Below are 22,980 nucleotides of genomic sequence, written 5' to 3' on the forward strand. Positions count from 1 at the left end.
GAAGCGTCCACAGGGCGGCTGCTTGTGCTGTGTGCGGACAGCGTTTCCGGTTATTAAGGATTCGCATCGAACTCCTTCCCATTTCAAGGCGCACGTGGTCGCTCATCGCAGACGTATTTCGAGGCTGATCCTCGGCCGCTTCGCGCGGAGTGCGCTCGCGCGCATGTCCGGCGGCTCGGCGGCGGTCTCGCGTCTGTGGCCCGGCCGCACCGATCGCCTGCTGATTGCGCCGCACGACCTGCGCACCACCGACGCGACGCGTGCCGCCGAGATCTATGCGGGCCGCTTCGTGTTCGCCGGCAAGATCGTCACCTGCCACGGCCGCTCGATCTTCGATCTGGAACCGCCATCGGAAGACTGGGAAGTCTCGCTGCTCGGCTTCGGCTGGTTGCGCCATCTGCGCGCCGCCGACACCGCCATCACCCGCGCCAATGCGCGCTCGCTGATCGACGACTGGATGTCGAACACGGCGCGCAAGCGGCCGATCGGGCGCCGGCCCGAAGTGGTCGCGCGTCGCGTGATTTCGCTATTGTCGCAGGCGCCACTGGTGCTGGGCGATACCGACGGAAAATTCTATCGCCGCTATCTGCGCATGCTGGCGCGCGAGATCCGTACGCTGCGCTATGCGCTGCCGAGCGCGGCCGACGGCCTGCCGAAGATGCAGGTGCTGATCGCGCTGTGCTACGCCTCGCTCTGCCTGGCGAACCAGGCCAACAATATCCGTGCCGCTGCAAAACGGCTGTCGGATGAGCTCCAGAGGCAGATCCTGCCCGATGGCGGCCATGTCTCGCGCAATCCGAATGCGCTGATCGAACTGCTGATCGACCTGCTGCCCCTGCGCCAGACATTTGCCGCGCGAAACATCGCGCCGCCGCCGGCCTTGCTCAATGCCATCGACCGCATGATGCCGATGCTGCGCTTCTTCCGCCACGGCGACGGCAATTTCGCCTTGTTCAACGGCATGAGCTCGACGGCGTCGCATCTGGTGGCGACACTGCTCGCTTATGACGACACCCACGGCGTGCCCATGGCGCATATGCCGCATACCGGATTCCAGCGCGTCGAAGCCGGCAACATGGTCGTCATCATCGACACTGGCCCGCCGCCGCCGCCCGATGTCAGCCACGAGGCGCATGCGGGCACGCTCGCGTTCGAACTCTCATCCGGCGCCAGCCGCATCGTCACCAATTGCGGCATGCCGTCGACCGCACGCGACAACTGGCGTGTGTTTGCGCGCTCGACGCCGGCGCATTCGACCGTGACCTATCATAACGCCTCATCGAGCCAGTTCGTCGAAGCCGGCGCCATGAAGAAATTCTTGCGCGGCTCGCCGATCACCGGCGGTCCGAACACGGTCGAGAACTATCGCGAGGTGACGTCGGACGGCACCATGCTCACCACCGCCCATGACGGCTACAAATCGCGTTTCGGTATCGAGCATCGCCGCATCCTCAGTATCGCCGCGGATGGCAATCGGCTGGATGGCGAGGATATCGTCGCCCCCGCCCCGGGCGCACGGCTGAAGGGCAACAATACGGACTACGCGATCCGCTTCCACCTGCATCCGTCGGTGAAAGCGAGCCGGTTGAGCGATGCCCGCGGCGTCATGCTGGTGCTGCCGAACCGCGACGTCTGGACCTTCGAGGCGCTGGACGACAAGGTCGACCTCGAGGACAGCGTGTTCCTGGCCGGCAATGACGGCCCGCGCCGGACGGCGCAGATCGTGATCCACCAGGACGCCCGCCAGACCGGCAGCGTGCGCTGGAGCTTTGCGCGGTCGAATTCGTCGCCGTCGCAGACGAGCGCCCGGCGGAATGCGCGGCGCGAGCCGGAATTGCCGTTGTAAATCAATACTCCCTGCCCTTCATCCTGAGGAGCGGCCGCAGGCCGCGTCTCGAAGGATGGCCGCCAGGCTCCGGAGGCTAGCCATCTCATGGTTCGAGACGGCGCTACGCGCCTCCTCACCATGAGGGGCGGAGTTTGGGGCCGCCCGCAAATGTCTGGCATGCCAACCGCCCCGGTTTCACGCCCCGCCAAACCATGCTACGCGGCTGCCTTCTCCCACGGGATACACAGTCATGACCGACCATCCGCGCAAGGTCACTCGCGCTCTCTTGTCCGTTTCCGATAAGTCCGGACTGATCGAATTCGCCCGCGCGCTGTCCGCGCATGGCGTCGATCTCGTCTCCACCGGCGGTACCGCCAAGGCGATCGCTGCGGCGGGCCTCAAGGTGTCCGACGTGTCCGACCTCACCGGCTTCCCGGAAATGATGGATGGCCGTGTCAAGACGCTGCATCCGAAGGTGCATGGCGGCCTGCTCGCGATCCGCGACAATGCCGAGCACAAGAAGGCCATGGCCGATCACGGCATCGCGCAGATCGATCTGCTGGTCGTGAACCTCTATCCGTTCGAAGAGACGGTGGCGAAGAACGCGTCCTGGGACGACTGCATCGAGAATATCGATATCGGTGGCCCGGCGATGATCCGCGCCGCCTCGAAGAACCATGACGACGTGACCGTCGTGGTCGAGCCCTCGGACTATCAGGCGGTGCTCGACGAACTCGCGACCAACAAGGGCGCCACAACGCAGACGCTGCGCCGCCGCCTCGCCGCCAAGGCCTATGCGCGCACCGCCGCTTACGATGCCGCGATCTCCAACTGGTTCGCCGACCAGCTCAAGACCGATGCGCCGGACTTCCGCGCCGTCGGTGGCAAGCTGGTGGAAGCGCTGCGCTATGGCGAGAACCCGCACCAGACCGCAGCTTTCTATCGCACCCCCGAACTGCGCCCCGGCGTCGCCTCGGCGCGGCAGGTGCAGGGCAAGCAGCTGTCCTACAACAATATCAACGACACCGACGCGGCCTATGAGGCCATCGCCGAGTTCGATCCCAAGCGCACCGCAGCCTGCGTCATCGTCAAGCACGCCAATCCCTGCGGCGTGGCGGAAGGCAGCAATCTGGTCGAGGCCTATCGCAAGGCGCTGGCCTGTGACTCCACCTCGGCGTTCGGCGGCATCGTCGCGCTGAACCAGACGCTGGATGCCGAAACCGCGAAGGTGATCACCGAGATCTTCACCGAAGTCATCGTGGCTCCGGACGCGACGGATGAGGCGATTGCCATCGTCGCGGCGAAGAAGAACCTGCGCCTGCTGCTGGCGGGCGCACTGCCCGATCCGCGCGCGGCTGGCTTCACGGCGAAGACCGTCGCCGGTGGTCTGCTCGTTCAGAGCCGTGACAATGCTGTCGTCGATGACATGACGCTGAAGGTCGTGACCAAGCGTCAGCCGACCGACGCCGAACTGCGCGATCTGAAATTCGCCTTCCGTGTCGCCAAGCACATCAAGTCGAACACGATCGTCTACGCGAAGGATCTCGCCACCGTCGGTGTCGGCGCCGGCCAGATGAGCCGTATCGACAGTGCCCGCATCGCCGCCCGCAAGGCGCAGGATGCGGCGACGGAGCTGAAGCTGGCCGAGCCGATGACCAAGGGTTCGGTGGTCGCCTCCGACGCATTCTTCCCGTTTGCGGATGGTTTGCTGGTGGCGATTGAAGCCGGCGCGACGGCGGTGATCCAGCCGGGCGGCTCGGTGCGCGATGATGAAGTGATCAAGGCCGCCGACGATGCCGGGATCGCCATGGTGTTCACCGGCACCCGGCACTTCAAGCACTAGTCACAACCCTACTGTCATCGCCCGGCTCGACCGGGCGATCCAATAGACACTCACAAGAGAGATGAAACGCAGGCTTCTGCGTTTCATGGACCACCCGGTCAAGCCGGGTGGCGACAGTGAGAGTTAAGCCTGCCGCACCCGCGCCAGCAGTCCCAGCCCGGCCACGAAGAACATCACCAGCACCGCCATGCCCGCCTTCTGGCTCGCCGTGACGGCGGTGACGAGGCCGATCAGCAATGGCCCCATGAATGACGTCACCTTCCCGGTCAGTGCGAACAGGCCGAAGAACTGGCCGATGCGATCCTGCGGTGCGAGCCTGATCAGCAGCGTGCGCGACGCCGCCTGCAGCGGTCCACCGGCCATGCCGATCAGGCAGCCGAGCAGCAAATAGGCCTTTTCCGCAGGTGCCGCGAACAAACCGCCATTGGGCTGCGGCGGTGTCACTTTCATGAACAGGATGGTCTCCTTGTCGATCAGCAGGATCGACACGACAGCCAGCAGCAGCAACAGCAACGCGCCGGCGATCACGCGCTTCGGCCCGAACGCATCATCGAGCTTGCCACCCATGAAGGCCCCGAAGGTGCCGGCGATGGCGAGGATAATTCCGAACGTGCCGATCTGAATCGTATTCCAGCCGAACGTGCCAGCCGCATAGATGCCACCAAAGGCAAACAGCGAAACAAGGCCATCGGTGTAGATCATGTTGGCGATCAGAAACGCCATCATGGATTTGTGCTTCGGCAATTCGCGCAGCGTATGGCCGAGATCGGTGAGGCCGGCGCGGACCGCATTGCTGGCTTTCACTCTGGCCGGAAAATCCGGCGTGAACAGAAACATCGGCAACACGAATACGACGAACCACAGGCCCGATAGCGGACCCGAAATGCGATCGCCTTCGAAGCTCGCCGGATCGAGGCCAAGGATCGGCGTCAGGCCGAACAGCGTCTTGCCGCTCACGGGATTGGCCGCCATGAAGCCGAGCACAACGATGAGGCTGAGAATGCCGCCGACATAACCGAGCGCCCAGCCGGAGCCCGAGAGCCGGCCGATTTTGTCCGGCGGCACCAGAGTCGGCATCATCGCATTGTTGAACACCGTGGCGAATTCGACGCCGATGGTGGCAAAGCCATAAGCGATCAGCAGCGGCAGGATCAGCGCGGGATCACCGGGCTTGCCGATCCACATCAGGCAGGCACCGATCACGAAGATGGCACCGAAGCCCGCGATCCATGGCTTGCGCCGCCCGCTGGCATCCGCAATGGCGCCGAGCACGGGCGACATCAGCGCGATGATCAGGCCCGCGGCTGCGGTCGCAAATCCCCACATGGATTGCCCGGTGGCCGGATCAGCGGCGACGCGCGTCGCAAAATAGGGCGCAAACACGAAAGTCGTGATCAGGCTGAAATAGGGCTGTGCTGCCCAATCGAAGAACATCCAGCTGACCACGGCACGGCGTGGCGGATAAGTCGTCGGAACTGCCGCGACAGGAGAGTGTGCGGCGGCGACCGCCATGGATAGTTCTCCTCAAAGAACCGCGTGTTGTAGATGACGATTCTCAATCCATATAGCATGGGTGGCGGTTAAACGATCGTATCCGCCGCTCAGCCGGAGCCATCGATGACGTGTTTTACTTTCCTGCGTTGTGCATGCGCTGCAGCACTCGTAGCAATATTGGCGACGGCCGAGCCGACAAACGCGCAACAGTCGCGCGATAACTATACTCCCGCACCGTTGGGCACGCTGAAGCCGGTCACCGCGCAACACGGAATGGTCGTGGCGCAGGAGCGGCTGTCCGCGCAGGTTGGCGCCGATGTGATGGCGCGTGGCGGAAATGCCGTGGATGCGGCCGTGGCCACCGGCTTTGCCATGGCTGTTACTTATCCGCGCGCCGGAAATATCGGCGGCGGCGGCTTTATGGTGATCCACACCGCCAAAGGCGAGGACGTCACCATCGACTATCGCGAGACGGCGCCCGGCAAGGCGACGCGCGACATGTTTCTCGGCAGCGACGGCAAGCCGGATATCGCGAAGTCGCGCGATAGTGCACTCGGGATCGGCGTCCCCGGCACGGTGGCAGGACTCGCACTGGCACTGGAAAAATATGGCTCGGGCAAATTCACGCTGTCCGATTTGCTGCAGCCGGCCATTGTGCTTGCGCGCGACGGTTTTGTGCTCACCGATGACGGCGCCGACACATTGCCCGACTGGCATCGCCGCCTGGCACGCTGGCCAACGAGCAAACCGATCTTTTCGCGCGGCGATGGCACATCGCTGCGCGAGGGCGACAGGCTCGTGCAAAGCGACCTCGCGGACACGCTGACGGCCATCGCGCAACAGGGGCCGCGCGGCTTCTACGAGGGCCCCGTCGCCGAGAAGCTCGTCAGCGGCATCAATAATGCCGGCGGCATCTTCACGCTCGATGATCTCAAGACTTATCGACCTGTCATCCGCGAGCCGGTGCGTGGCACCTATCGCGGCTATGACATCGTCTCGATGCCGCTGCCGTCCTCAGGCGGCACGGTGTTGCTGGAGACGCTCAACATTCTCGAAGGCTTTCCGCTTGCCGAGATGCAGCAGGGCTCCGCGCCGTCGCTGCATCTGCTCATCGAGGCGATGAAGCGTGCTTATGCCGATCGCGCGCGCTATCTCGGCGATCCCGCTTTCGTCAATGCGCCGATCGCAACGCTGATCTCGAAGGACTATGCAGTGAAGCAGCGCGCCACGATCGATCCCAAGCGGGCGACGCCCTGGAGTGATGCGCCGAAGCCGCCGCGCGAAGGGCAGAACACCACGCACTATTCCGTTCTCGACAGCGCCGGCAATGCGGTGAGCAACACCTACACGCTCAACTTCAGTTACGGCATGGGTCTCGTACCTGAAGGCACCGGCGTGCTGCTCAACAACGAACTCGACGATTTCACCGCATCGCCCGGCGCATCCAATGCCTACGGCCTCGTCGGCTATGAGGCCAATCTGCCCGGACCTGGCAAGCGCCCGCTCTCCTCGATGACGCCGACCATCGTGCTGAAGGACGGAAAGCCGGTGCTTGTCACGGGATCGCCCGGCGGCAGCCGCATCATTTCGACGGTGCTGCAGGTGATCGTCAATGTGATCGACTACAGAATGGATGTGATGTCCGCCGTTGCTGCCCCGCGACTGCATCATCAATGGCTGCCCGATGACGTGCGGATCGAGAACGGCTTTTCCGAGGCGACATTGATTTCGCTAAAGGCTTTAGGCCATAGCATTGTCTTCCCCATGGGCCAGACTTCGGCAAATTCTATTCTTGCAACGCCGGATAGCTTGCTCGGTGCTCCCGATCCGCGTACGCGTGGCGCTACGGCATCGGGATACTAAACATTCCCGATGTTCTGGAATTGGTGGCAGGCGAAACGCCTGACCGATCGAAGACAGGGGGAAACAATGAGCAACACACCGAACGGATCGGGCGCCATCGAGCGCGCCGAAATCGAAGACACCAGCCTTCTCGCATTCTATCGCGACATGAACGTGCCCGAGCGGCGCACCTTCTGGGCCTGCGCTACCGGCTGGGCGCTCGACGGCATGGACTTCATGATCTATCCGCTGGTGATCGGCACGATCATCGTCTTGTGGAAGGTCGATCCCGGCACGGCCGGCCTCGCGGGCACGGTGACATTGCTCGCATCGGCGCTCGGCGGCTGGCTCGGCGGTTATCTCGCTGACCGCATCGGTCGCGTTCGAACGCTGCAAATCACCATTCTCTGGTTCTCGTTCTTCTCGCTGGTCTGCGCCTTCGTGCAGAATTTCGATCAGCTTCTCATCGCACGCGCTTTGCTCGGTATCGGCTTCGGCGGTGAATGGGCGGCGGGTGCGGTGCTGATGGGCGAAGCCATCCGTCCGCAATATCGCGGCCGTGCGGTCGGCTCGGTGCAATCGGGCTGGGCTGTCGGCTGGGGTCTGGCCGTGCTCTCGCAGGCGGCACTGTTCTCGTTGCTGCCGCCGGATATCGCATGGCGCTACATGTTCGCCATCGGCGCACTGCCGGCGCTGCTGGTGCTGTATCTCCGCCGCTATGTGGAAGAACCGGCCATCGCTGCGGAGACCCGTGCCAAACAGGCGGCCAGCGGTGATCGTCCGAAGCTGAGCGAAATTTTCGCCGGCCCGATGCTGAAGACCACGATCCTCGCTTCGCTCGCTGCCACCGGCTGCCAGGGCGGCTACTACGCCATCACTTTCTGGGTGCCGCGCTTCCTCACCACCGAGCGAAAACTCTCCATCGTATCATCCACCGGCTATCTGTCGGCGCTGATCATCGGCTCCTTCATCGGCTATCTCGTCGGCGCGTGGCTTGCCGATCGCATCGGCCGGCGAAACCTGTTCCTGATCTTCTCGATCGGCGCCATCGCGGTCATCATCGCTTACACGCAGCTGCCGCTCACCAACGAGATCCTCTGGGTTCTCGGCTTCCCGCTCGGCTTCTTCGCGTCCGGTTACTTCTCCGGCATGGGTGCGTTCCTCACCGAACTCTATCCGACCCGCCTGCGCGGCTCGGGCCAGGGCTTCTGCTACAATTTCGGCCGTGGCATCGGCGCGCTATTCCCGTTCCTGGTCGGTGCGCTCTCCAACACCACGAGCCTCGGCAATGCCATCGCGATCTTCGCCGTGGCCGCCTATGCCCTGTTCTTCCTTGCAGCTTTCGCGCTGCCCGAAACCCGCGGACGTATTCTCCATGCAGACGCCTGACACATCATCGGCCGAGCCCCGGGCATGCCCGGGGCCGGCGCCCATCCAGCGCTGCACCACGCGCTTCACCGTGCCGCCCGGCACGGTCGATACGCATGCACATGTGATCGGCCTGCCGCCCGACTATCCGTTCGTGGCCGAGCGCAGCTACACGCCGCCTGAGGCGACGGCTGCGTCCTATCTCTCGATGCTGGACGTGACGGGCGCGACTTATGGCGTGCTGACCCAGGTTAGCGTGCACGGCACCGACAATCGTCTGCTGGTGGATGCGCTGACCGCCAACCGCGCACGCCTGCGCGGCATCGCGGTGATCGATCTCGATTGCCCAGAGAAGGAAAAAGCCGCGTTGAAGAAAGCCGGCGTAGTCGGTCTCCGTCTCAACGTGCTCTATGGCGGCGGCAAGGGTTTCGGCCAGCTTGAGGACTATGCCGCTCTGTGCCGCGAGATGGGCTGGCACCTGCAGTTCCTGATGGACGCCAAGGATATTCCGGCCTTGGCATCGCGCTTTGCCAAATTGCCGGTGCCGTTCCTTGTCGATCACATGGGGCACTTCCCGACTTCGCGCGGCATCGGCGATACCGGCTTTGATGCGCTGGTCGGCATCGTTCGTGACGGTGCCTGGGTTCGGCTTTCCGGGCCGAACCGCACCAGCGTGGAGGGTGGTCCGCCCTATCGCGATACGGTGCCGTTTGCGCACAAGCTCGTCGCCGCCAATCCCGACCGCTGTGTCTGGGGCTCGGACTGGCCGCATGTGGCCAATTGGAACGCGATGCCGAGCGTCGGCGACCTGCAGGATCTGCTGGCCGACTGGGTGCCGGACGAAGCAACGCGGAACCGCATTCTCACCAGCAATCCGCAAAAACTATTCGGCTTCCCGCCGGTCTGACATCTGTGCGGCCCCACGCCTGCGTGGGGCCGCATCCAGCGGCAACCAAAAGGCGACACAGCGCCATTGTCCGCATGGCAGCGGCGCGCTCACGGGTAGCTTCGCGCATTGCCAAAATGTCGCGCCCTCGGCAACCTCCCTGACGACGCCGCGCTCACGAGCGCCGCGATCAGCCTCGCAACAGGGGCGACCAAGGGAGAAAACTGCGTGACTTTGAATTTCGTAAAAGCCGTTGCGGCCGGCGTGCTGCTGATGTGTTCGACCGCTGCCTTGCGCGCGGAAGATGGCGTGCTGCGCGTCGGTGTGATCACCGACATGAGCGGCCAATATGCCGACGGCAATGGCAAGGGTTCGGTGATCGCGGCACAGATGGCGGCCGAAGAAGTCGGCGGCAGCATCAATGGCCGCAAGATCGAGATCATTTCCGGCGATCACCAGAACAAGCCCGATGTCGCCACCGCCATCGTGCGCGACTGGATCGACAACAAGAAGATCGATGTGGTGTCCGAGGGCGTGAACTCCGCCGTGGCACTGGCGGTGCAGAACCTCACCCGCGAGCGCAAGAAAATCTTTCTGATCTCCGGCGCCGGCTCGTCCGACATCACCGGCAAGCAGTGTTCGCCGACCTCCGTGCAATGGACCTACGACACCTATGCGGCGGCGAACGGCACCGCAAAGGCGATCGTCAAACGCGGCGGCGATTCGTGGTTCTTCCTGACGGCCGACTATGCCTTCGGCCTGGCACTGGAGCGTGATGCCTCGAAGGCCGTCACCACCGCCGGTGGCAAGGTGATCGGCTCGGTGAAGCATCCGTTCAGCACGGCGGACTTCTCGTCGTTCCTGCTGCAGGCGCAGTCATCGGGCGCAAAAATTCTCGGCCTCGCCAATGCCGGCGCCGATTTTTCCACGGCGGTGAACCAGGCCGCCGAGTTCAACATCCAGAGCAGCATGCAGATCGTGGCGCTGCAGGTGACCCTCACCGACGTGCATGCGATGGGCCTCGCCAATGCCCATGATTTGATGTTCACCGATTCATTTTACTGGGATCGCACGCCAGAGACGCGCGCCTTCAGCCAGGAGTTCTACAAGCGCCACGGCGCGATGCCGACCGCCTATCAGGCCGGCGTGAACTCATCGCTGCGCCATTACTTCAAGGCGGTGGCCGCAACGAACAGCACCGACACCGAGAAGGTGATGGCCTGGATGCGAGCCAATCCGGTCAATGACTTCTTCGCGCAAGGCGGCAAGGTCCGCGACGACGGCCGCATGGTGCACGACATGTATCTGATGCGCATCAAGAAGCCGACGGAATCGAAGCAGCCGTGGGATCTGTATGAAACCGTGACGACGATTCCGGGCGATGAAGCGTTTCGCCCGATGGCGGAAGGTGGCTGTCCGTACCTGACACACTAAGCTTCATCATCAGAAGACCGGGAAGAGCCGATGGCTTTTCCCGGTGCGAAGTATCCGGCAACGCTGGATCGCACATCGCTGGCAATGGCGACCTGTCAGCGAGCCTGTGCCGCCCAAAGCGGGCGCCTCATCATCGCATGCTCAAAAATCGCGCCTGCGCTGCAAAACATATGGCTTTGACAGCAAGCCATTCCGCCGACCACACTTGGCATCGACGCAGGGATAGAGACGGCCGGGTATCCTGACCAACGGCCGCATGCGCAACACCATCCATTCGAGATCGTCATGTCCGCGCACCGCCGGGATGCGCGACGACGCATGTTCACGTCTGCACGCGCGCGCGCGTGTATCGCTCGCCATTGATACGCGGAAGGACAATACGCATGGCCCATTTCACACGCCGTCATTTCAATGCATTGCTCGCAGGCAGCGTCGGCTCCGCATTCGCGGCCCCCTATGTCGCGCGCGCCCAGGCGCTCGACAAGGTGAAATTCTGCTGGACCAACACCGTGACGGTGTCCGCCCAGCTGCAGCACACGCTGAAGAACACCGACATCGCCGCAAAACACGGCTTGCAGCTGGAGATGATCCAGTTCGCCGGCGGCCCGCCGATCAACGAGGCGCTGGTGTCGGGTGCAGCCGATATCGGCAGTGTCGCCGATTTCAGTGCGGTCATGCTGATGGCGGCGGGCGCGCCGATCAAGGTGGTGGCGCATCAGTCGAGTTTCCGCTCGGCGGTGCTGGCGACCACCAAGTCGGGTATCGATTCACTGGCGGGCCTCAAGGGCAAGCAGGTGTTCGGGCTGTTCGGCATCACGGCCTATCTGAATGCGCAGGAGGCCGTGCGCGGCGCCGGCCTCAAGGTCGGCAGCGACATGAACTTCGTCAATCTCGGCACGCCGGAGCTTGCCGACTCCGTGCGCGCGCAGAAGATCGACGCCTTCTTCATGTGGGATCCGTGGGTGACGCTGTTCGAACAGGCAGGTCTTGCCAAGGTGATCTCGCAGAACACCGCGCCGGCCATGGTGCTGCAGGCGCGCGACGAATTCGTCAGCAAGCGGCCCGACGTGCTGAAGCGTTTCCTGCGTGCGCATGCGGAAGCGCTGTTCTATGCCAGCCAGAATCACGACCGCACCAACAAGTGGTTCCAGTCGCTCGAGCCGGCCAAGAGCATCCCGACCGAAGTGATCGAGCGCGCCTCGACCTTCGATCCGAACTGGAGCGCGAAGACCTTTGCCGACATCACCACGGCGGTCTCGCCGGCCGGCCTCGCCAGCATGCAGCGCATGGGCGAATGGGGCCACGGCGAGAAGCTGCTGCCGCGCGTGCCGAAGGTGCAGGACTCAGTGAATCTGGAGATCGCGAAGGCCGTCGACGCGGAAGCGAAGACGAAGCCCTTCGACATCGCAGCGGTGAAGATCACCGGAGGCAACTGAGGGGCGCGGAGCGGCGCCGAGGGGGACCGGCACCGCTCCGCCCCGAACTATTTTCCGACCTCGTACGGCCCGCCGATCTCCAGCGCACGCTGATAGGCGGGCCGCGCATGAATCTTCGCCAGCCAGGCCATCGCTTTCGGATAGTTCTGGTCGAGCCCGCCCCGCGCACTGGCCGCCTCGAACGGAAAGCTCATCTGGATATCGGCCGCGGTGAAGTCATTGCCGGCCAGCCATTCGCTTTTGCCGAGTTCGCCTTCCCAGAACGCCATATGCTGCTTGAGCTGCGGCGTCACCATCGTCGCCAGCACTTTCGCCGAGATCGCATTGACGAAGGGGCGCATGAAAAATGGCGAACGTTTCGGCAGCAGGCCGAAGATCAGCTTGAGCAGCAGCGGCGGCATCGCCGAGCCTTCGGCATAATGCAGCCAGTATGTGTAGCGCAGCCGCTCGGGCGTATTGTCCGCCGGGATCAGCCGGCCATTGCCATAGGTCTTGATGATGTATTCGACGATGGCGCCAGACTCGGCGACCGTGTTGCCCTTGTCGGTGATGACCGGCGACTTGCCGAGCGGGTGAATGGCGCGCAGCTCCTTCGGCGCCAGCATGTTCGGCTGCCGCTGATAGCGCACGATTTCATAAGGTACGCCGAGCTCCTCGAGCAGCCAGAGCACGCGCTGGGAGCGGGAATTGTTGAGGTGATGGACCGTAAGCATGCGTTTTTCCTGGCCTCTGCCGAGCAAATTATTGCCCGGGTAATATTGACGTATTTATTATCCGGGTATAATTAGCATCCATCTTGATGACTGGACGAGCCAATTCCCATGATGACCGAAACGACGATGACAGCTCCCTATAGCGCGTTTGCCGGCCCGAAACTGCTGGCGTCCGGGCCATTGGCCGAGGTGGCGGTGGCTGTGAAGATTGCCACCGGAGTGATGGCCGATCCCGTCATCATTTTCGACAATGCCACCGGCAAATCCCTCGACGTGGATCTGCGCGGCAGCCATCGGGAGATCGTCGCCCGGCTGCAGCCGCCCACGGCGGCGGAGCCGGAGACACCCGCCGAGCCGCGCGGCCGTGGCCGGCCCAAGCTCGGCGTGGTCGCCCGCGAGATCACGCTGCTGCCGCGGCACTGGGACTGGCTCGCCGACCAACCGGGTGGCGCCTCGGTGGCCCTGCGAAAGCTGGTGGAGGAGGCCCGCCGCGCCAATGGCGACCGCGATCGCAGCCGGGCAGCCCGCGACGCGGCCTATCACTTCATGGCCGCGATGGCCGGCGATCTGCCGGATTTCGAGGATGCCTCGCGCGCGCTGTTCGCCGCCGACCGTCGCAAATTCGGCGAGCTGATCGCGCCCTGGCCGGTGGACATCCGCGATCACATCATCGCGCTTGCATTCAGCGATCGCGATTAGCACATGCCCTGGCGGTTGATCCCTCGCGGATCAGCCGCTAGGCTCTCTTTGAATGACACGCGTCATATAAGTTGGCGGCACCCGAAGCCGCCACGCACAGGGAGCAGACATGACCAACTCGCCCCAGTTCCTGTTCGATTTCGGCAGTCCCAATGCCTTTCTCAGCCATGAGGCGATCCCCGCCATCGAGGCGCGGACTGGCGCAAAGTTCGACTATGTCCCCGTGCTGCTGGGCGGCATCTTCAAGGCCACCAACAACCGCTCGCCCGCCGAGACCTATGCCGGCGTGAAGAACAAGCGCGAGTTTCACCAGATCGAGACCGATCGTTTCGTGAAGCGCTTCAAGGTGAAGCCCTATGCATGGAATCCGCATTTCCCCGTCAACACCCTGAACCTGATGCGCGCCGCCGTCGCAGCCCAGCTCGAAGGCGTGTTCGAAAAATACATCGAAGCGGCCTTCCATCACATGTGGGTGGAGCCGAAAAAGATGGACGATCTTGAAGTCGCCATCGCCGCGCTCAATGCATCGGGCCTTGATGCTGCAAAACTGCTGTCGCGCGGGCAGGAGCCCGAAGTGAAGGCGAAGCTGATCGCCAATACGCAGGATGCCGTCGAGCGCGGGGCATTTGGCTCGCCGACTTTCTTCGTCGGCAAGGAGATGTTCTTCGGCAAGGAGCAGTTGCGCGACGTCGAGGAGATGATCGCACCTTAGTCCATTGGCTTCGAGACCTCATGGTGAGGAGGCGTTTCTTGGCGCCGTCTCGAACCATGAGGAGTGTGTCGCCATCCTTCGAGACGCGGCGAAGACGCCGCTCCTCAGGATGAGGACTGTAAAAGGAGGAGACGACTCGTGACCAAACGCAACGCCACCGTGGCCGTGATCGGCGCCGGCGATTTCATCGGCGCCGAGATCGCCAAGAAATTTGCCGCCGAGGGCTTTACGGTTTTTGCCGGCCGCCGCAACGGCGACAAGCTGGCGCCGCTGGTCGCCGAGATCGAGGCCAGAGGCGGCAGCATCCATGCGCGTTCGCTGGATGCCCGCAAGGAGGAGGAGATCACCGCCTTCCTCAATGACGCCGATGCCCATGCGCCGCTCGAGGTCTGCATCTTCAATGTCGGCGCCAACGTCAATTTCCCGATCCTCGACACCACCGAACGGGTCTTTCGCAAAGTGTGGGAAATGGCGTGCTATTCCGGCTTCCTCGCCGGCCGCGAAGCGGCGCGGCTGATGCTGCCGCGCAAGCAGGGCAACATCTTCTTTACCGGCGCCACTGCCAGCCTCCGCGGCGGCTCCGGCTTCGCGGCTTTCGCTTCCGCCAAATTCGGCCTGCGCGCCGTCGCACAGGCGATGGCGCGCGAACTCGGCCCACAGAATATCCATGTGGCGCATCTGATCATCGACTCCGGCGTCGATACCGAATGGGTGCGGCAACGCCGGCTGGAATCACTGGGGCCAAGCGCGCTCGACAATCCGGACCTGCTGATGCCGCCGGCCTCGGTGGCGGAGTCTTACTGGCAACTCTACAGCCAGCCACGCAGCGCGTGGACGTTCGAGATGGAGATTCGACCATTCGGAGAGAAGTGGTAGAAGAAACTCAGCCCTCATGGTGAGGAGCGCGCCTTCGCGCGTCTCGAACCATGGAAGTCGATCTCCATCCTTCGAGACGCGGCCAAATGGCCGCTCCTCAGGATGAGGTTCTCACCATGGTCGAACGAACGACAAGAAACAGATATCTGTCATCAAGGACATCACTCCATGCGTATTCTCGTGGTCGGCGCCGGCGCCATCGGCGGTTATTTTGGTGGACGGCTGTTGCAGGCCGGAAACGACATCACTTTCCTGGTCCGCCCCAAGCGCGCCAGCGAACTCGCCAGCGCCGGCCTCGTGATCAAGAGTCCCCATGGCGATGTGACGCTGAAGAACCCGCCCACGGTGCAGGCCGATGCGCTCACCGAGACATTCGACGTGGTGCTGCTGAGCTGCAAGGCCTTCGACCTCGACGACGCCATCAAGTCCTTTGCACCGGCCGTCGGCCCGAAGACGACGATCATTCCGCTGCTCAACGGCATGAAGCATCTGGACGTCCTCGAAGGCATTTTTGGCGAGGATGCGGTGATGGGCGGTCAGTGCCAGATCGCCGCCACGCTGAACGAGCAGCGCGAGGTCGTGCAGATGACGCCGCTTCAGGTGCTAAGCTTTGGTGAGCGCAAGGGTGGCAGCTCTGAACGTGCCAAGGCCATCGATGCGATTATGAAGACCGGCAATTTCGGTGGCGCCGCCTCCGAAACGATCATCCACGACATGTGGGAGAAATGGGTGTTTCTCGCCAGCATCGCCGGATCGACCTCATCGATGCGCGGCGCCATCGGCGACATTCTTGCCGCACCCGGCGGCCGTGATTTCATTCTCGGCGTCCGCGACGAATGCGCCGCTGTAGCCGTTGCCAACGGCTTCACACCACGCGCGGCCTTCATCGAACGCACCGAAGCCATGCTCACGGCGGAGGGATCGAAGGCGACGGCCTCGATGTATCGCGACATCCTCGGCAAATCCGCGATCGAAGCCGACCAGATCGTCGGCGACATGATCGCCCGTGCGGACGCCGCGAAGGTCGCCGTGCCGCGGCTGCGGATGATTTATACGCATCTGAAGACGTATGAGAACCAGCGGAGTTAAACTCCGCCCTCATGGTGAGGAGGCGCGTAGCGCCGTCTCGAACCATGAGTTGGCCGGGTTCAGAGCCTGCGGCCATCCTTCGAGACGCCGCTCCGCGGCTCCTCAGGATGAGGAACGGAGAAGCGAGCTGGGATTGCTGTCCCGAGCAAGTCCAGCCAAGAATACCCCATCGCTTTATGAGTCAGTCTCTCAGGATGGGGGCGGGATAAGAGTAACCGCGCTACAAATGCGCGAGATAATGCGCGAGCGCCTCGATCTCTTCCTCGCTCAGCGAGTAGGCCACCTCCGCCATCGCCGCCATGCCACCTCCGGCACGCGCGCCGGATTTGTAGTCGCGCAGCGCCTTCAGCAGATAATCCTCGCGCTGCCCGGCAAGGCGCGACACTGCCTTGGTGCCGGCATAACTATCCAGATGACATGATGCGCAGCGCCGGCCGGCTGCCGCCTGCTTGCCCTTGGCCGACAGGTCGGGATTGTCGTCCGCCTTCTTCTCCGGCGGCTGAAGCGACGCGAAATAGGCACCGAGATTGCGGATGTCGTTATTGTCGAGCTGCTCGACAATCGGCTTCATCTCCTCGCTCTTGCGTGTGCCGGCACGAAAGAAGATCAGCTGCCACTGGATGAACTGATCGGGCTGCGCGGCGAGGGAGGGCGTGTTCTCCATCTGCGAGAGGCCGTTCTCGCCATGGCAGCCGATGCAGAGTTCAGCTTTTTCCTTGCCGGCAGGGATGTCGGCGGCAGCGGACGGCATAAAACTGAGTGCAAGTATGCAGAAAGAAGCGAGAATCGATCGGGATTGCATTTCCGCATTCCGGTTCGCTCGTGTTCAGGCTCGTCATTGCGAGGAGCGAAGCGACGAAGCAATCCAGTTCTTGGCTTTCTGGATTGCTTCGCTGCGCTCGCAATGACGTGGAGGGGCCGGAGCGCGGTCTCTCCTTACGCCATAGTCGTCACGTCACTTCGCGTAAGAGATCCGGTACACCGCACCGGCCCAGTCATCCGCGATCAGCAGCGAGCCATCTTTCGCCAGCACCACATCGGCGGGGCGGCCGAGATAGCCCTGGTCACCCTCGATCCAGCCTGTCGCAAAATCCTCCTGCTTGGCGTTCTTGCCATCGGGATCGGCGATCACGCGCTTGATGCGCGCGCCCTGATACTTGTGCCGGTTCCACGAGCCGTGTTCGGCGATGAAGATGTTGTTCTTGTATTCGGCGGGAAACATGTCGCCGGTGTAGAACTTCATGCCGAGCGGTGCCACGTGAGCGCCGAGATTGAGCACCGGTGGCGTGAACTCCGAACATTTATGCCCCATGGCGAATTTGGGATCCTCCATGTCGCCCTGATGGCAATGCGGATAACCAAAGTGTTCGCCAAGCTTCGTGATCATGTTGAGCTTGTCGCTCGGCATGTCATCGCTGATCCAGTCACGCGCATTCTCCGTGAACCAGTATTTGCCGGTGCGCGGATCGACGTCGCCGCCGACGCTATTGCGCACGCCGAGGGCCACGATCTCAGCATTCCCCGTCTTCGGATCGACGCGGCGGATCTGCGACAGCGAGGTCGGCGGAATGCCGATATTGAAGGGAGGGCCGAATGGCACATAGAACCAGCCATCCTTGTCCGGCGCGAGATACTTCCAGCCATGCGCCGCATAGGACGGCATGTCGTCATAAACGACCTTGCCGGTGCCGAGATTATCGAGATTGGCCTCCGCATTGTCGTAACGGATCAGCTTGTCGATATCGATCACATAGAGCGCGCCATTCTGGAAGGCGAGGCCGGTGGGCATCTTCATGCCCTTGAGGACGGTCTTGACCTCTTTCTTGCCGCCCTTGTCGGTGATCGCATAGACATTGCCGATGCCGAACGAGCCGACAAACAGCGTGCCGTTATCACCCCAGGCCATCTGCCGCGCAGCCAGCACGCCGGAGGCATAGACCTCGATCTTGAAGCCCGCCGGCAGTTTGATCTTTTTCATCATGTCGGCGAGTTCTTTGTCCGACGCGCCAGTCGGCGGGCCGGACGGCGGTGCGAGGCCTTTCTGCGCTTCGGTCTCGTCGCCGAGGAACCAGTCATCGGGCGGATTGGTCCAGAAATCTTTCGTGTCGGATTTGTAGCTCTTGAGCTTTTGCTGCGCGCTGACGTGGGTGATCCCGACAGTGGCGAGGATCACGGCGCATGCAAGAACGGATCGACCAAATATCGATTTCATCGCGTTCACTCCCTGTGCAGCGGGTCCCTGTGACGAGAACTGAGGCTGCTATGTTTTATTGATCGTTCGAGACGAACTTTATTGGTCTGCTGATTGAAGTAGACGAGGGGATGCTAGCACAAATGTCGCGGGTGAAAAGTGCAACTATGCAGCAACGCGCGCATGACGCGCGTGCGTTTTGTTAGTTGCGATGCGAATGCGAGATGCAATGCACAAGCGCTCATGGTGAGGAGGCGCGAAGCGCCGTCTCGAACCATGAGCTGGCTTCAATCCACACACTTGGCCATCCTTCGAGACGCCGCTACGCGGCTCCTCAGGATGAGGGTGGAGCTAAAGTGGAGAAGTTACAAACTGCCCTTGCTCAGATAGCGCCACGCAATCGCCAGCACCACGAGCCCGATGAAGATCAGCGCCACCGGCATTTTCTTCTTTTCGCGCGGCGGCGGCGTGTCCGGCTTGATGCGGCGGAAGGGGGTGACGTTGTCGCGGTTGTTCGAATTGTTGTCGGACATGAGTTTCGATTTCGGGGCCGGCTTGATCACCGGCGCAGAGCCGGTGCCGCCCATGCGGGCATAGTAATGGCGATAGACGGTCTGGATGGTCGCCTCGGCCGCCGCGGACTCGGCCTGTTTGCCACGCGCGGCCAAGGCAAGATAGCCGGCAAAGAATGTCTGGGCTTCCGCGGGCAGGGCACTGACGCTGTTCAGCTTCGACATCATCAGCCAGGTCGCAAAATCGGCCCGCGCCTCGTCATTGGCGCGCCTGGCTATTTCCAGATTGGAATCCGTAGTCGACGGCATCTTCGTCTCACACCCGTGCGACGGCGATTGTCTGCGCAACCTTGCCCGATTTCAAGCGAGATGGATCAACGCGCGACAATGCGGCCGCATGGCGGCGATGTCAGATAAATGGGTATGCGTTGAGAGCAGTTTTCCGGAGCGGAAGTTCTGGAGCGGGCGAAGGGGCTCGAACCCTCGACCCCGACCTTGGCAAGGTCGTGCTCTACCACTGAGCTACACCCGCATCCTAGAAGCGGCAACGATGGTGCGCCGCCGACGCGCGGACATATGCCAAATGCCGGCGGCGATTGCAACAGAAAGACGAAGGAATGTGCCAAGTTCCGTGAATCGGATTTTTGACCGGTTTTGGCGCGCCAAACCATCAAATAATGCCGGAAATACCTGGTTTGCGGCCGGCAACCGCATTCCGCGGCAATGCGGCAGCCGCCATCCGATTGCAAATTACTGCCACGGACGCCATTTAATGCGCATCAGGCGTGCTAGAAGCGCGCAGAATTTCCCGGACACAGGTGAGGTTGACGTGACCATCATGGAACAGGGCGGCGAACCGATGCCGCAGGCAGGGTCTGCCCTCATTAAAGACACCACCACCCGCACCTTCATGCAGGACGTGATCGAGGAATCGAAGCACCAGCCGGTGCTGATCGACTTCTGGGCGCCGTGGTGCGGCCCGTGCCGCCAGCTGACCCCGATCATCGAGAAGGCCGTGACCGCCGCCAAGGGCCGGGTCAAGCTGGTGAAAATGAATATCGACGAGAATCCGGAGATTCCGGGCCAGATGGGCATCCAGTCCATCCCCGCCGTCATCGCCTTCGTCGACGGCCGGCCGGCCGACGGTTTCATGGGCGCGGTGCCGGAGAGCCAGGTCACCGACTTCATCAACAAGCTCACCGCCGGCCGCCCCGGCGCAGAGCCGACCACCGCTGAATTGCTGGAAGAAGCCGAAGGCATTCTGGTCGAAGGCGATCCGGCCACGGCCGCCTCGATCTATGGCGAGATCATCGCTGCTGACGCCACCAATATCGCCGCCATCGCTGGCCTCGCCAGCTGCTATGTCGCCACCGGCGCCATCGAACAGGCCAAGCAGACGCTGGAACTGGTCCCCGCCGCCAAGCGCGAGGAGGCCGCCGTCACGGCGGTGCAGGCCAAGATCGATCTCATCGAGCAGGCCAATGCGCTCGGCCCGGTGACCGAACTGGAAGCCAAGGTCGCCGCTGATCCGCTCGATCATCAGGCGCGTTTCGATCTTGCGGTGGCGCTGAACGGCGCCAACCAGCGCGAGCAGGCGGTGACGCACCTGCTCGAGATCGTGAAGCGCGACCGCAAGTGGAACGATGACGGCGCCCGCAAGCAGCTGCTGCAGTTCTTCGAGGCCTGGGGCCCGGTGGATGAAGCGACCGTTGACGGACGCCGGCGTTTGTCGACTATCCTGTTCTCGTAACTGCCTCTGACGACGCATCGGAACCGGACATGCCCATCAATGCCGACTATCGCGGGCCTGCCGAATTGCCGGAAGTGATTCCGGTATTTCCGCTGCCGGGCGCCTTGCTGCTCCCGCGCGGGCAGATGCCGCTCAACATCTTCGAGCAACGCTATCTGGCGATGGTGGACGACGCGTTTCGCGACGGCCACCGCCTGATCGGCATGATCCAGCCCGATGCGGTGCATTCGGACGATGACGAACACCCGTCGCTCTTCAAGGTCGGCTGTGTCGGCCGCATTACCCAGCTCGCCGAATCCGGCGATGGCCGCTACATCCTCGAACTCACCGGCGTGTCGCGTTTCGAAGTGATCGAGGAACTGTCGGTGCTGACGCAGTATCGCCAATGCAAGGTCGATTACTTTCCGTTTGTCGATGATTTCACGGCGCGCAAGGGCGAGGACGACGTCGACCGCGATGCGCTGGTGGCAGTGCTCGGCGATTTCCTCAAGGCCAACAACCTCAAGGTCGATTGGGACGGCATCCACAAGGCGCCGAACGAGGCGCTGGTGAATGCGCTTGCGATGATGTCGCCTTACGGCCCGCCGGAGAAACAGGCGATGCTGGAAGCGCCGGATCTCAAGACCCGCGCCGAAATCCTGATCGCCATCACCGAGATGGACCTCGCCAAGAAACGCACCAGCGGCGACCCACCGCTGCAGTAATCCGGAGTTTTGAATGAACATGACGACCGATCCGCAGGACGGCACCGATCCCAAGCTCCTGGAAATCCTGGTGTGCCCGGTGACCAAGGGCCAGCTCGAATTCGACGCGGGTCGCCAGGAGCTGATCTCGCGTTCGGCCAAGCTCGCTTATCCGATCCGCGACGGCATCCCGATCATGCTGCCGGAAGAGGCGAGGAAGATCGATTGAGGTGCCGGCCCTCATCCTGAGGAGCGCGCAACGCGCGCGTCTCGAAGGATGGCCGCGAACGCGGAGCCAGGCCAGCTCATGGTTCGAGACGGCGCTACGCGCCTCCTCACCATGAGGGGCTGAGTTAAATTGCCTCGCCCTTCAACAACCGAGGCACTTCGCCCGACAATCCAGCCGCCTGCTTGATAAACGCGCCCTTTAGCGGCGGCAGGCGATCGACAATGCCGAGACCGATATCGCGAATGCTGCGCACAAAAGGCAGGTCGTTCGAGAACATGAAATTCAGCACATTCGTGGCGACACCCATGCTCATGGTGTCGAAGCGGCGCCAGCGCTGATAGCGCTCCAGCACATCGCTTTGTCCGAAATCCATGCCCAGCCGTGCCGCATCGACGATGCTCTCCGCCAGCGCGGCCACATCCTTCAGGCCCATATTGAGCCCCTGCCCCGCAATGGGATGGATCACATGGGCGGCATCACCGATCAGTGCGAGGCGCTCGCCGATGAAGGAGCGCGCGACGAAATAGCCGAGCGGAAAGGCACGCGGCTTGTCGAGCGCTTTCACCTCGCCGAGATGCAGGCCGAAGCGACGCTCCAGCTCGGCATGGAATTCATCTTCTGGCAGCGCCACGATGCGCTCGGCATCCCTGCGCTTCTCCGTCCAGACCAGCGACGAGCGATTGCCCTTCAGCGGGAGGATCGCGAAAGGCCCGGCAGGCAGAAAGTGCTCTTCCGCCCGGCCTTCATGATCGCGCTCATGGCCGACGGTGACGACAATACCGGACTGGTCATAATCCCAGCCATGGGTCGCAATCCCTGCGCGTTCGCGCAGCTTCGAGCGTGCGCCATCGGCCGCCACCAGCAGTGCCGCCTCGATCACGCTGCCATCGCCAAGGGTGACGCTGACGCCATCGGGCCGCGCATCGAAGGTCGTCACCGGCGTCGCACGGAGATCGATACCGGCAGCCTCGGTGCGCTGAACCAGCTCATCAATCAGGCGCCGGTTCTCGACCATATGGGCAAACGGCTCGCCCGGCTCGACTTCGCCGGCAAAGGTCAAAAAGGTCGGCCGCGTGGCATCATCGACCTTGGAATCCGTCACCACCATATCGAGGATCGGCTGCGCCTCTGCAGCCACCGCGTCCCAGACGCCAATGGCATCGAACATCCGTCGGCAGGCGGCGACGATGGCCGATGCGCGCGGATCGCGGCTCGGCCGCACGGCCAGCGCGGGATCGGCGACGATCACCGGCACATGCGGCCCCAGCCCTTGGCGCAGCGCCAAAGCCAGCGCCAGACCGGCGAATGCGCCGCCGCCGATGACAATGCCTTTTTGTGCCGCCATGATACCCGTTCCTGCTGTTGCCACGCGCTTATAGCTGGGCGAAACAGGAA

General features: G+C 62.8%; 20 protein-coding genes and 1 tRNA gene. 14 read left to right on the forward strand and 7 right to left on the reverse strand.

Features of this window, described 5'->3' with window-relative positions; translation table 11 throughout:
• Positions 1 to 163: 163 nt before the first annotated feature.
• Positions 164 to 1,846: a heparinase II/III family protein gene (locus AC1RQ5_RS02935; RefSeq protein WP_398481922.1), complete on the forward strand. Its 1,683-nt coding sequence runs from the start codon at positions 164 to 166 to the stop codon at positions 1,844 to 1,846.
• A gap of 232 nt (positions 1,847 to 2,078) precedes the next feature.
• Positions 2,079 to 3,671 (forward strand): bifunctional phosphoribosylaminoimidazolecarboxamide formyltransferase/IMP cyclohydrolase, encoded by a 1,593-nt coding sequence (gene purH / locus AC1RQ5_RS02940; protein WP_493197032.1) that lies wholly within the window; start codon positions 2,079 to 2,081, stop codon positions 3,669 to 3,671.
• Positions 3,672 to 3,794: 123 nt separating this feature from the next.
• Here the strand turns inward: purH and AC1RQ5_RS02945 are convergent, their stop codons facing one another.
• Entirely contained in the window at positions 3,795 to 5,183 is a 1,389-nt protein-coding gene (locus AC1RQ5_RS02945) for an MFS transporter (RefSeq protein ID WP_493197033.1), read from the reverse strand.
• Positions 5,184 to 5,288: 105 nt separating this feature from the next.
• Between AC1RQ5_RS02945 and ggt the strand changes: the two genes are divergently transcribed.
• From ggt to AC1RQ5_RS02970, 5 genes are all read left to right on the forward strand, one after another.
• Positions 5,289 to 7,028 carry a gamma-glutamyltransferase gene (gene ggt / locus AC1RQ5_RS02950; RefSeq protein WP_493197034.1) on the forward strand — a complete coding sequence of 580 codons (1,740 nt, stop codon included), beginning with the start codon at positions 5,289 to 5,291 and terminating at the stop codon, positions 7,026 to 7,028.
• Between the two features lie 66 nt (positions 7,029 to 7,094).
• Entirely contained in the window at positions 7,095 to 8,396 is a 1,302-nt protein-coding gene (locus tag AC1RQ5_RS02955; protein ID WP_493197035.1) for an MFS transporter, read from the forward strand.
• Positions 8,383 to 9,282, forward strand: a complete 900-nt coding sequence (locus AC1RQ5_RS02960) for an amidohydrolase family protein (protein WP_493197036.1) — start codon at positions 8,383 to 8,385, stop codon at positions 9,280 to 9,282. Before AC1RQ5_RS02955 ends, AC1RQ5_RS02960 begins: the two co-directional genes overlap by 14 nt.
• 252 nt (positions 9,283 to 9,534) lie before the next feature.
• On the forward strand, positions 9,535 to 10,695 hold the full coding sequence (locus AC1RQ5_RS02965) for an ABC transporter substrate-binding protein (protein ID WP_493203268.1): 1,161 nt from the start codon (positions 9,535 to 9,537) through the stop codon (positions 10,693 to 10,695).
• Positions 10,696 to 11,078: 383 nt separating this feature from the next.
• Positions 11,079 to 12,131, forward strand: coding sequence for an ABC transporter substrate-binding protein (locus tag AC1RQ5_RS02970; protein ID WP_398481909.1), 1,053 nt, complete (start codon positions 11,079 to 11,081; stop codon positions 12,129 to 12,131).
• Positions 12,132 to 12,178: 47 nt separating this feature from the next.
• Here the strand turns inward: AC1RQ5_RS02970 and AC1RQ5_RS02975 are convergent, their stop codons facing one another.
• Positions 12,179 to 12,844 carry a glutathione S-transferase family protein gene (locus AC1RQ5_RS02975; protein ID WP_493197037.1) on the reverse strand — a complete coding sequence of 222 codons (666 nt, stop codon included), beginning with the start codon at positions 12,842 to 12,844 and terminating at the stop codon, positions 12,179 to 12,181.
• Between the two features lie 111 nt (positions 12,845 to 12,955).
• Here AC1RQ5_RS02975 and AC1RQ5_RS02980 point away from each other — a divergent pair, with 111 nt between their 5' ends.
• The 4 genes from AC1RQ5_RS02980 (at position 12,956) to panE (ending at position 16,220) form a co-directional block, all read left to right on the forward strand.
• Positions 12,956 to 13,543 carry a DUF2239 family protein gene (locus AC1RQ5_RS02980; protein WP_493203270.1) on the forward strand — a complete coding sequence of 196 codons (588 nt, stop codon included), beginning with the start codon at positions 12,956 to 12,958 and terminating at the stop codon, positions 13,541 to 13,543.
• Positions 13,544 to 13,652: 109 nt separating this feature from the next.
• On the forward strand, positions 13,653 to 14,255 hold the full coding sequence (locus AC1RQ5_RS02985; protein ID WP_493197038.1) for a 2-hydroxychromene-2-carboxylate isomerase: 603 nt from the start codon (positions 13,653 to 13,655) through the stop codon (positions 14,253 to 14,255).
• A gap of 138 nt (positions 14,256 to 14,393) precedes the next feature.
• Positions 14,394 to 15,131, forward strand: coding sequence for an SDR family oxidoreductase (locus tag AC1RQ5_RS02990; protein WP_493197039.1), 738 nt, complete (start codon positions 14,394 to 14,396; stop codon positions 15,129 to 15,131).
• Between the two features lie 168 nt (positions 15,132 to 15,299).
• Entirely contained in the window at positions 15,300 to 16,220 is a 921-nt protein-coding gene (gene panE, locus AC1RQ5_RS02995) for a 2-dehydropantoate 2-reductase (RefSeq protein ID WP_493197040.1), read from the forward strand.
• A 220-nt stretch (positions 16,221 to 16,440) separates the two neighbouring features.
• Here panE and AC1RQ5_RS03000 read toward each other — a convergent pair whose 3' ends face one another.
• The 4 genes from AC1RQ5_RS03000 to AC1RQ5_RS03015 form a co-directional block, all read right to left on the reverse strand.
• A complete protein-coding gene (locus AC1RQ5_RS03000) occupies positions 16,441 to 17,022 on the reverse strand; it encodes a c-type cytochrome (RefSeq protein ID WP_493197041.1) in 582 nt (193 codons plus the stop codon).
• Positions 17,023 to 17,175: 153 nt separating this feature from the next.
• On the reverse strand, positions 17,176 to 18,432 hold the full coding sequence (locus AC1RQ5_RS03005; RefSeq protein ID WP_398481897.1) for a PQQ-dependent sugar dehydrogenase: 1,257 nt from the start codon (positions 18,430 to 18,432) through the stop codon (positions 17,176 to 17,178).
• 344 nt (positions 18,433 to 18,776) lie between these two features.
• Entirely contained in the window at positions 18,777 to 19,232 is a 456-nt protein-coding gene (locus tag AC1RQ5_RS03010; RefSeq protein WP_398481895.1) for a hypothetical protein, read from the reverse strand.
• A gap of 148 nt (positions 19,233 to 19,380) precedes the next feature.
• Positions 19,381 to 19,455: transfer RNA gene (locus AC1RQ5_RS03015), tRNA-Gly, on the reverse strand.
• 306 nt (positions 19,456 to 19,761) lie between these two features.
• On the opposite strand from AC1RQ5_RS03015, the gene trxA reads away from it, so the two are divergent.
• Genes trxA through AC1RQ5_RS03030 form a run of 3 tightly spaced genes read left to right on the forward strand, consistent with a single transcriptional unit; the run spans position 19,762 to position 21,585 of the window.
• Positions 19,762 to 20,673, forward strand: a complete 912-nt coding sequence (gene trxA, locus AC1RQ5_RS03020) for a thioredoxin (protein ID WP_493203272.1) — start codon at positions 19,762 to 19,764, stop codon at positions 20,671 to 20,673.
• Between the two features lie 29 nt (positions 20,674 to 20,702).
• Positions 20,703 to 21,377, forward strand: coding sequence for an LON peptidase substrate-binding domain-containing protein (locus AC1RQ5_RS03025; protein WP_398481893.1), 675 nt, complete (start codon positions 20,703 to 20,705; stop codon positions 21,375 to 21,377).
• Between the two features lie 13 nt (positions 21,378 to 21,390).
• On the forward strand, positions 21,391 to 21,585 hold the full coding sequence (locus AC1RQ5_RS03030) for a Trm112 family protein (RefSeq protein WP_398481891.1): 195 nt from the start codon (positions 21,391 to 21,393) through the stop codon (positions 21,583 to 21,585).
• Positions 21,586 to 21,709: 124 nt separating this feature from the next.
• Here AC1RQ5_RS03030 and AC1RQ5_RS03035 read toward each other — a convergent pair whose 3' ends face one another.
• Positions 21,710 to 22,930, reverse strand: a complete 1,221-nt coding sequence (locus AC1RQ5_RS03035; protein ID WP_493197042.1) for a ubiquinone biosynthesis hydroxylase — start codon at positions 22,928 to 22,930, stop codon at positions 21,710 to 21,712.
• Positions 22,931 to 22,980 lie beyond the last annotated feature (50 nt).

The organism is Tardiphaga sp. GW821-FHT12E02, from assembly GCF_058807155.1.

What these genes read in the sequence shown, in the direction of transcription:
- AC1RQ5_RS03010 (WP_398481895.1), bottom strand. Translation starts at nt 19,232, where the DNA reads ATGCCGTCGACTACGGATTCCAATCTGGAAATAGCCAGGCGCGCCAAT.
- AC1RQ5_RS02985 (WP_493197038.1), top strand. Translation starts at nt 13,653, where the DNA reads ATGACCAACTCGCCCCAGTTCCTGTTCGATTTCGGCAGTCCCAATGCC.
- AC1RQ5_RS02965 (WP_493203268.1), top strand. Translation starts at nt 9,535, where the DNA reads ATGTGTTCGACCGCTGCCTTGCGCGCGGAAGATGGCGTGCTGCGCGTC.
- AC1RQ5_RS03025 (WP_398481893.1), top strand. Translation starts at nt 20,703, where the DNA reads ATGCCCATCAATGCCGACTATCGCGGGCCTGCCGAATTGCCGGAAGTG.
- AC1RQ5_RS03000 (WP_493197041.1), bottom strand. Translation starts at nt 17,022, where the DNA reads ATGCAATCCCGATCGATTCTCGCTTCTTTCTGCATACTTGCACTCAGT.
- AC1RQ5_RS02960 (WP_493197036.1), top strand. Translation starts at nt 8,383, where the DNA reads ATGCAGACGCCTGACACATCATCGGCCGAGCCCCGGGCATGCCCGGGG.
- AC1RQ5_RS03005 (WP_398481897.1), bottom strand. Translation starts at nt 18,432, where the DNA reads ATGAAATCGATATTTGGTCGATCCGTTCTTGCATGCGCCGTGATCCTC.
- AC1RQ5_RS02935 (WP_398481922.1), top strand. Translation starts at nt 164, where the DNA reads ATGTCCGGCGGCTCGGCGGCGGTCTCGCGTCTGTGGCCCGGCCGCACC.
- AC1RQ5_RS02975 (WP_493197037.1), bottom strand. Translation starts at nt 12,844, where the DNA reads ATGCTTACGGTCCATCACCTCAACAATTCCCGCTCCCAGCGCGTGCTC.
- panE (WP_493197040.1), top strand. Translation starts at nt 15,300, where the DNA reads ATGCGTATTCTCGTGGTCGGCGCCGGCGCCATCGGCGGTTATTTTGGT.
- AC1RQ5_RS03030 (WP_398481891.1), top strand. Translation starts at nt 21,391, where the DNA reads ATGAACATGACGACCGATCCGCAGGACGGCACCGATCCCAAGCTCCTG.
- AC1RQ5_RS03035 (WP_493197042.1), bottom strand. Translation starts at nt 22,930, where the DNA reads ATGGCGGCACAAAAAGGCATTGTCATCGGCGGCGGCGCATTCGCCGGT.
- AC1RQ5_RS02970 (WP_398481909.1), top strand. Translation starts at nt 11,079, where the DNA reads ATGGCCCATTTCACACGCCGTCATTTCAATGCATTGCTCGCAGGCAGC.
- trxA (WP_493203272.1), top strand. Translation starts at nt 19,762, where the DNA reads ATGGAACAGGGCGGCGAACCGATGCCGCAGGCAGGGTCTGCCCTCATT.
- AC1RQ5_RS02945 (WP_493197033.1), bottom strand. Translation starts at nt 5,183, where the DNA reads ATGGCGGTCGCCGCCGCACACTCTCCTGTCGCGGCAGTTCCGACGACT.
- ggt (WP_493197034.1), top strand. Translation starts at nt 5,289, where the DNA reads ATGACGTGTTTTACTTTCCTGCGTTGTGCATGCGCTGCAGCACTCGTA.
- AC1RQ5_RS02955 (WP_493197035.1), top strand. Translation starts at nt 7,095, where the DNA reads ATGAGCAACACACCGAACGGATCGGGCGCCATCGAGCGCGCCGAAATC.
- AC1RQ5_RS02980 (WP_493203270.1), top strand. Translation starts at nt 12,956, where the DNA reads ATGACCGAAACGACGATGACAGCTCCCTATAGCGCGTTTGCCGGCCCG.
- purH (WP_493197032.1), top strand. Translation starts at nt 2,079, where the DNA reads ATGACCGACCATCCGCGCAAGGTCACTCGCGCTCTCTTGTCCGTTTCC.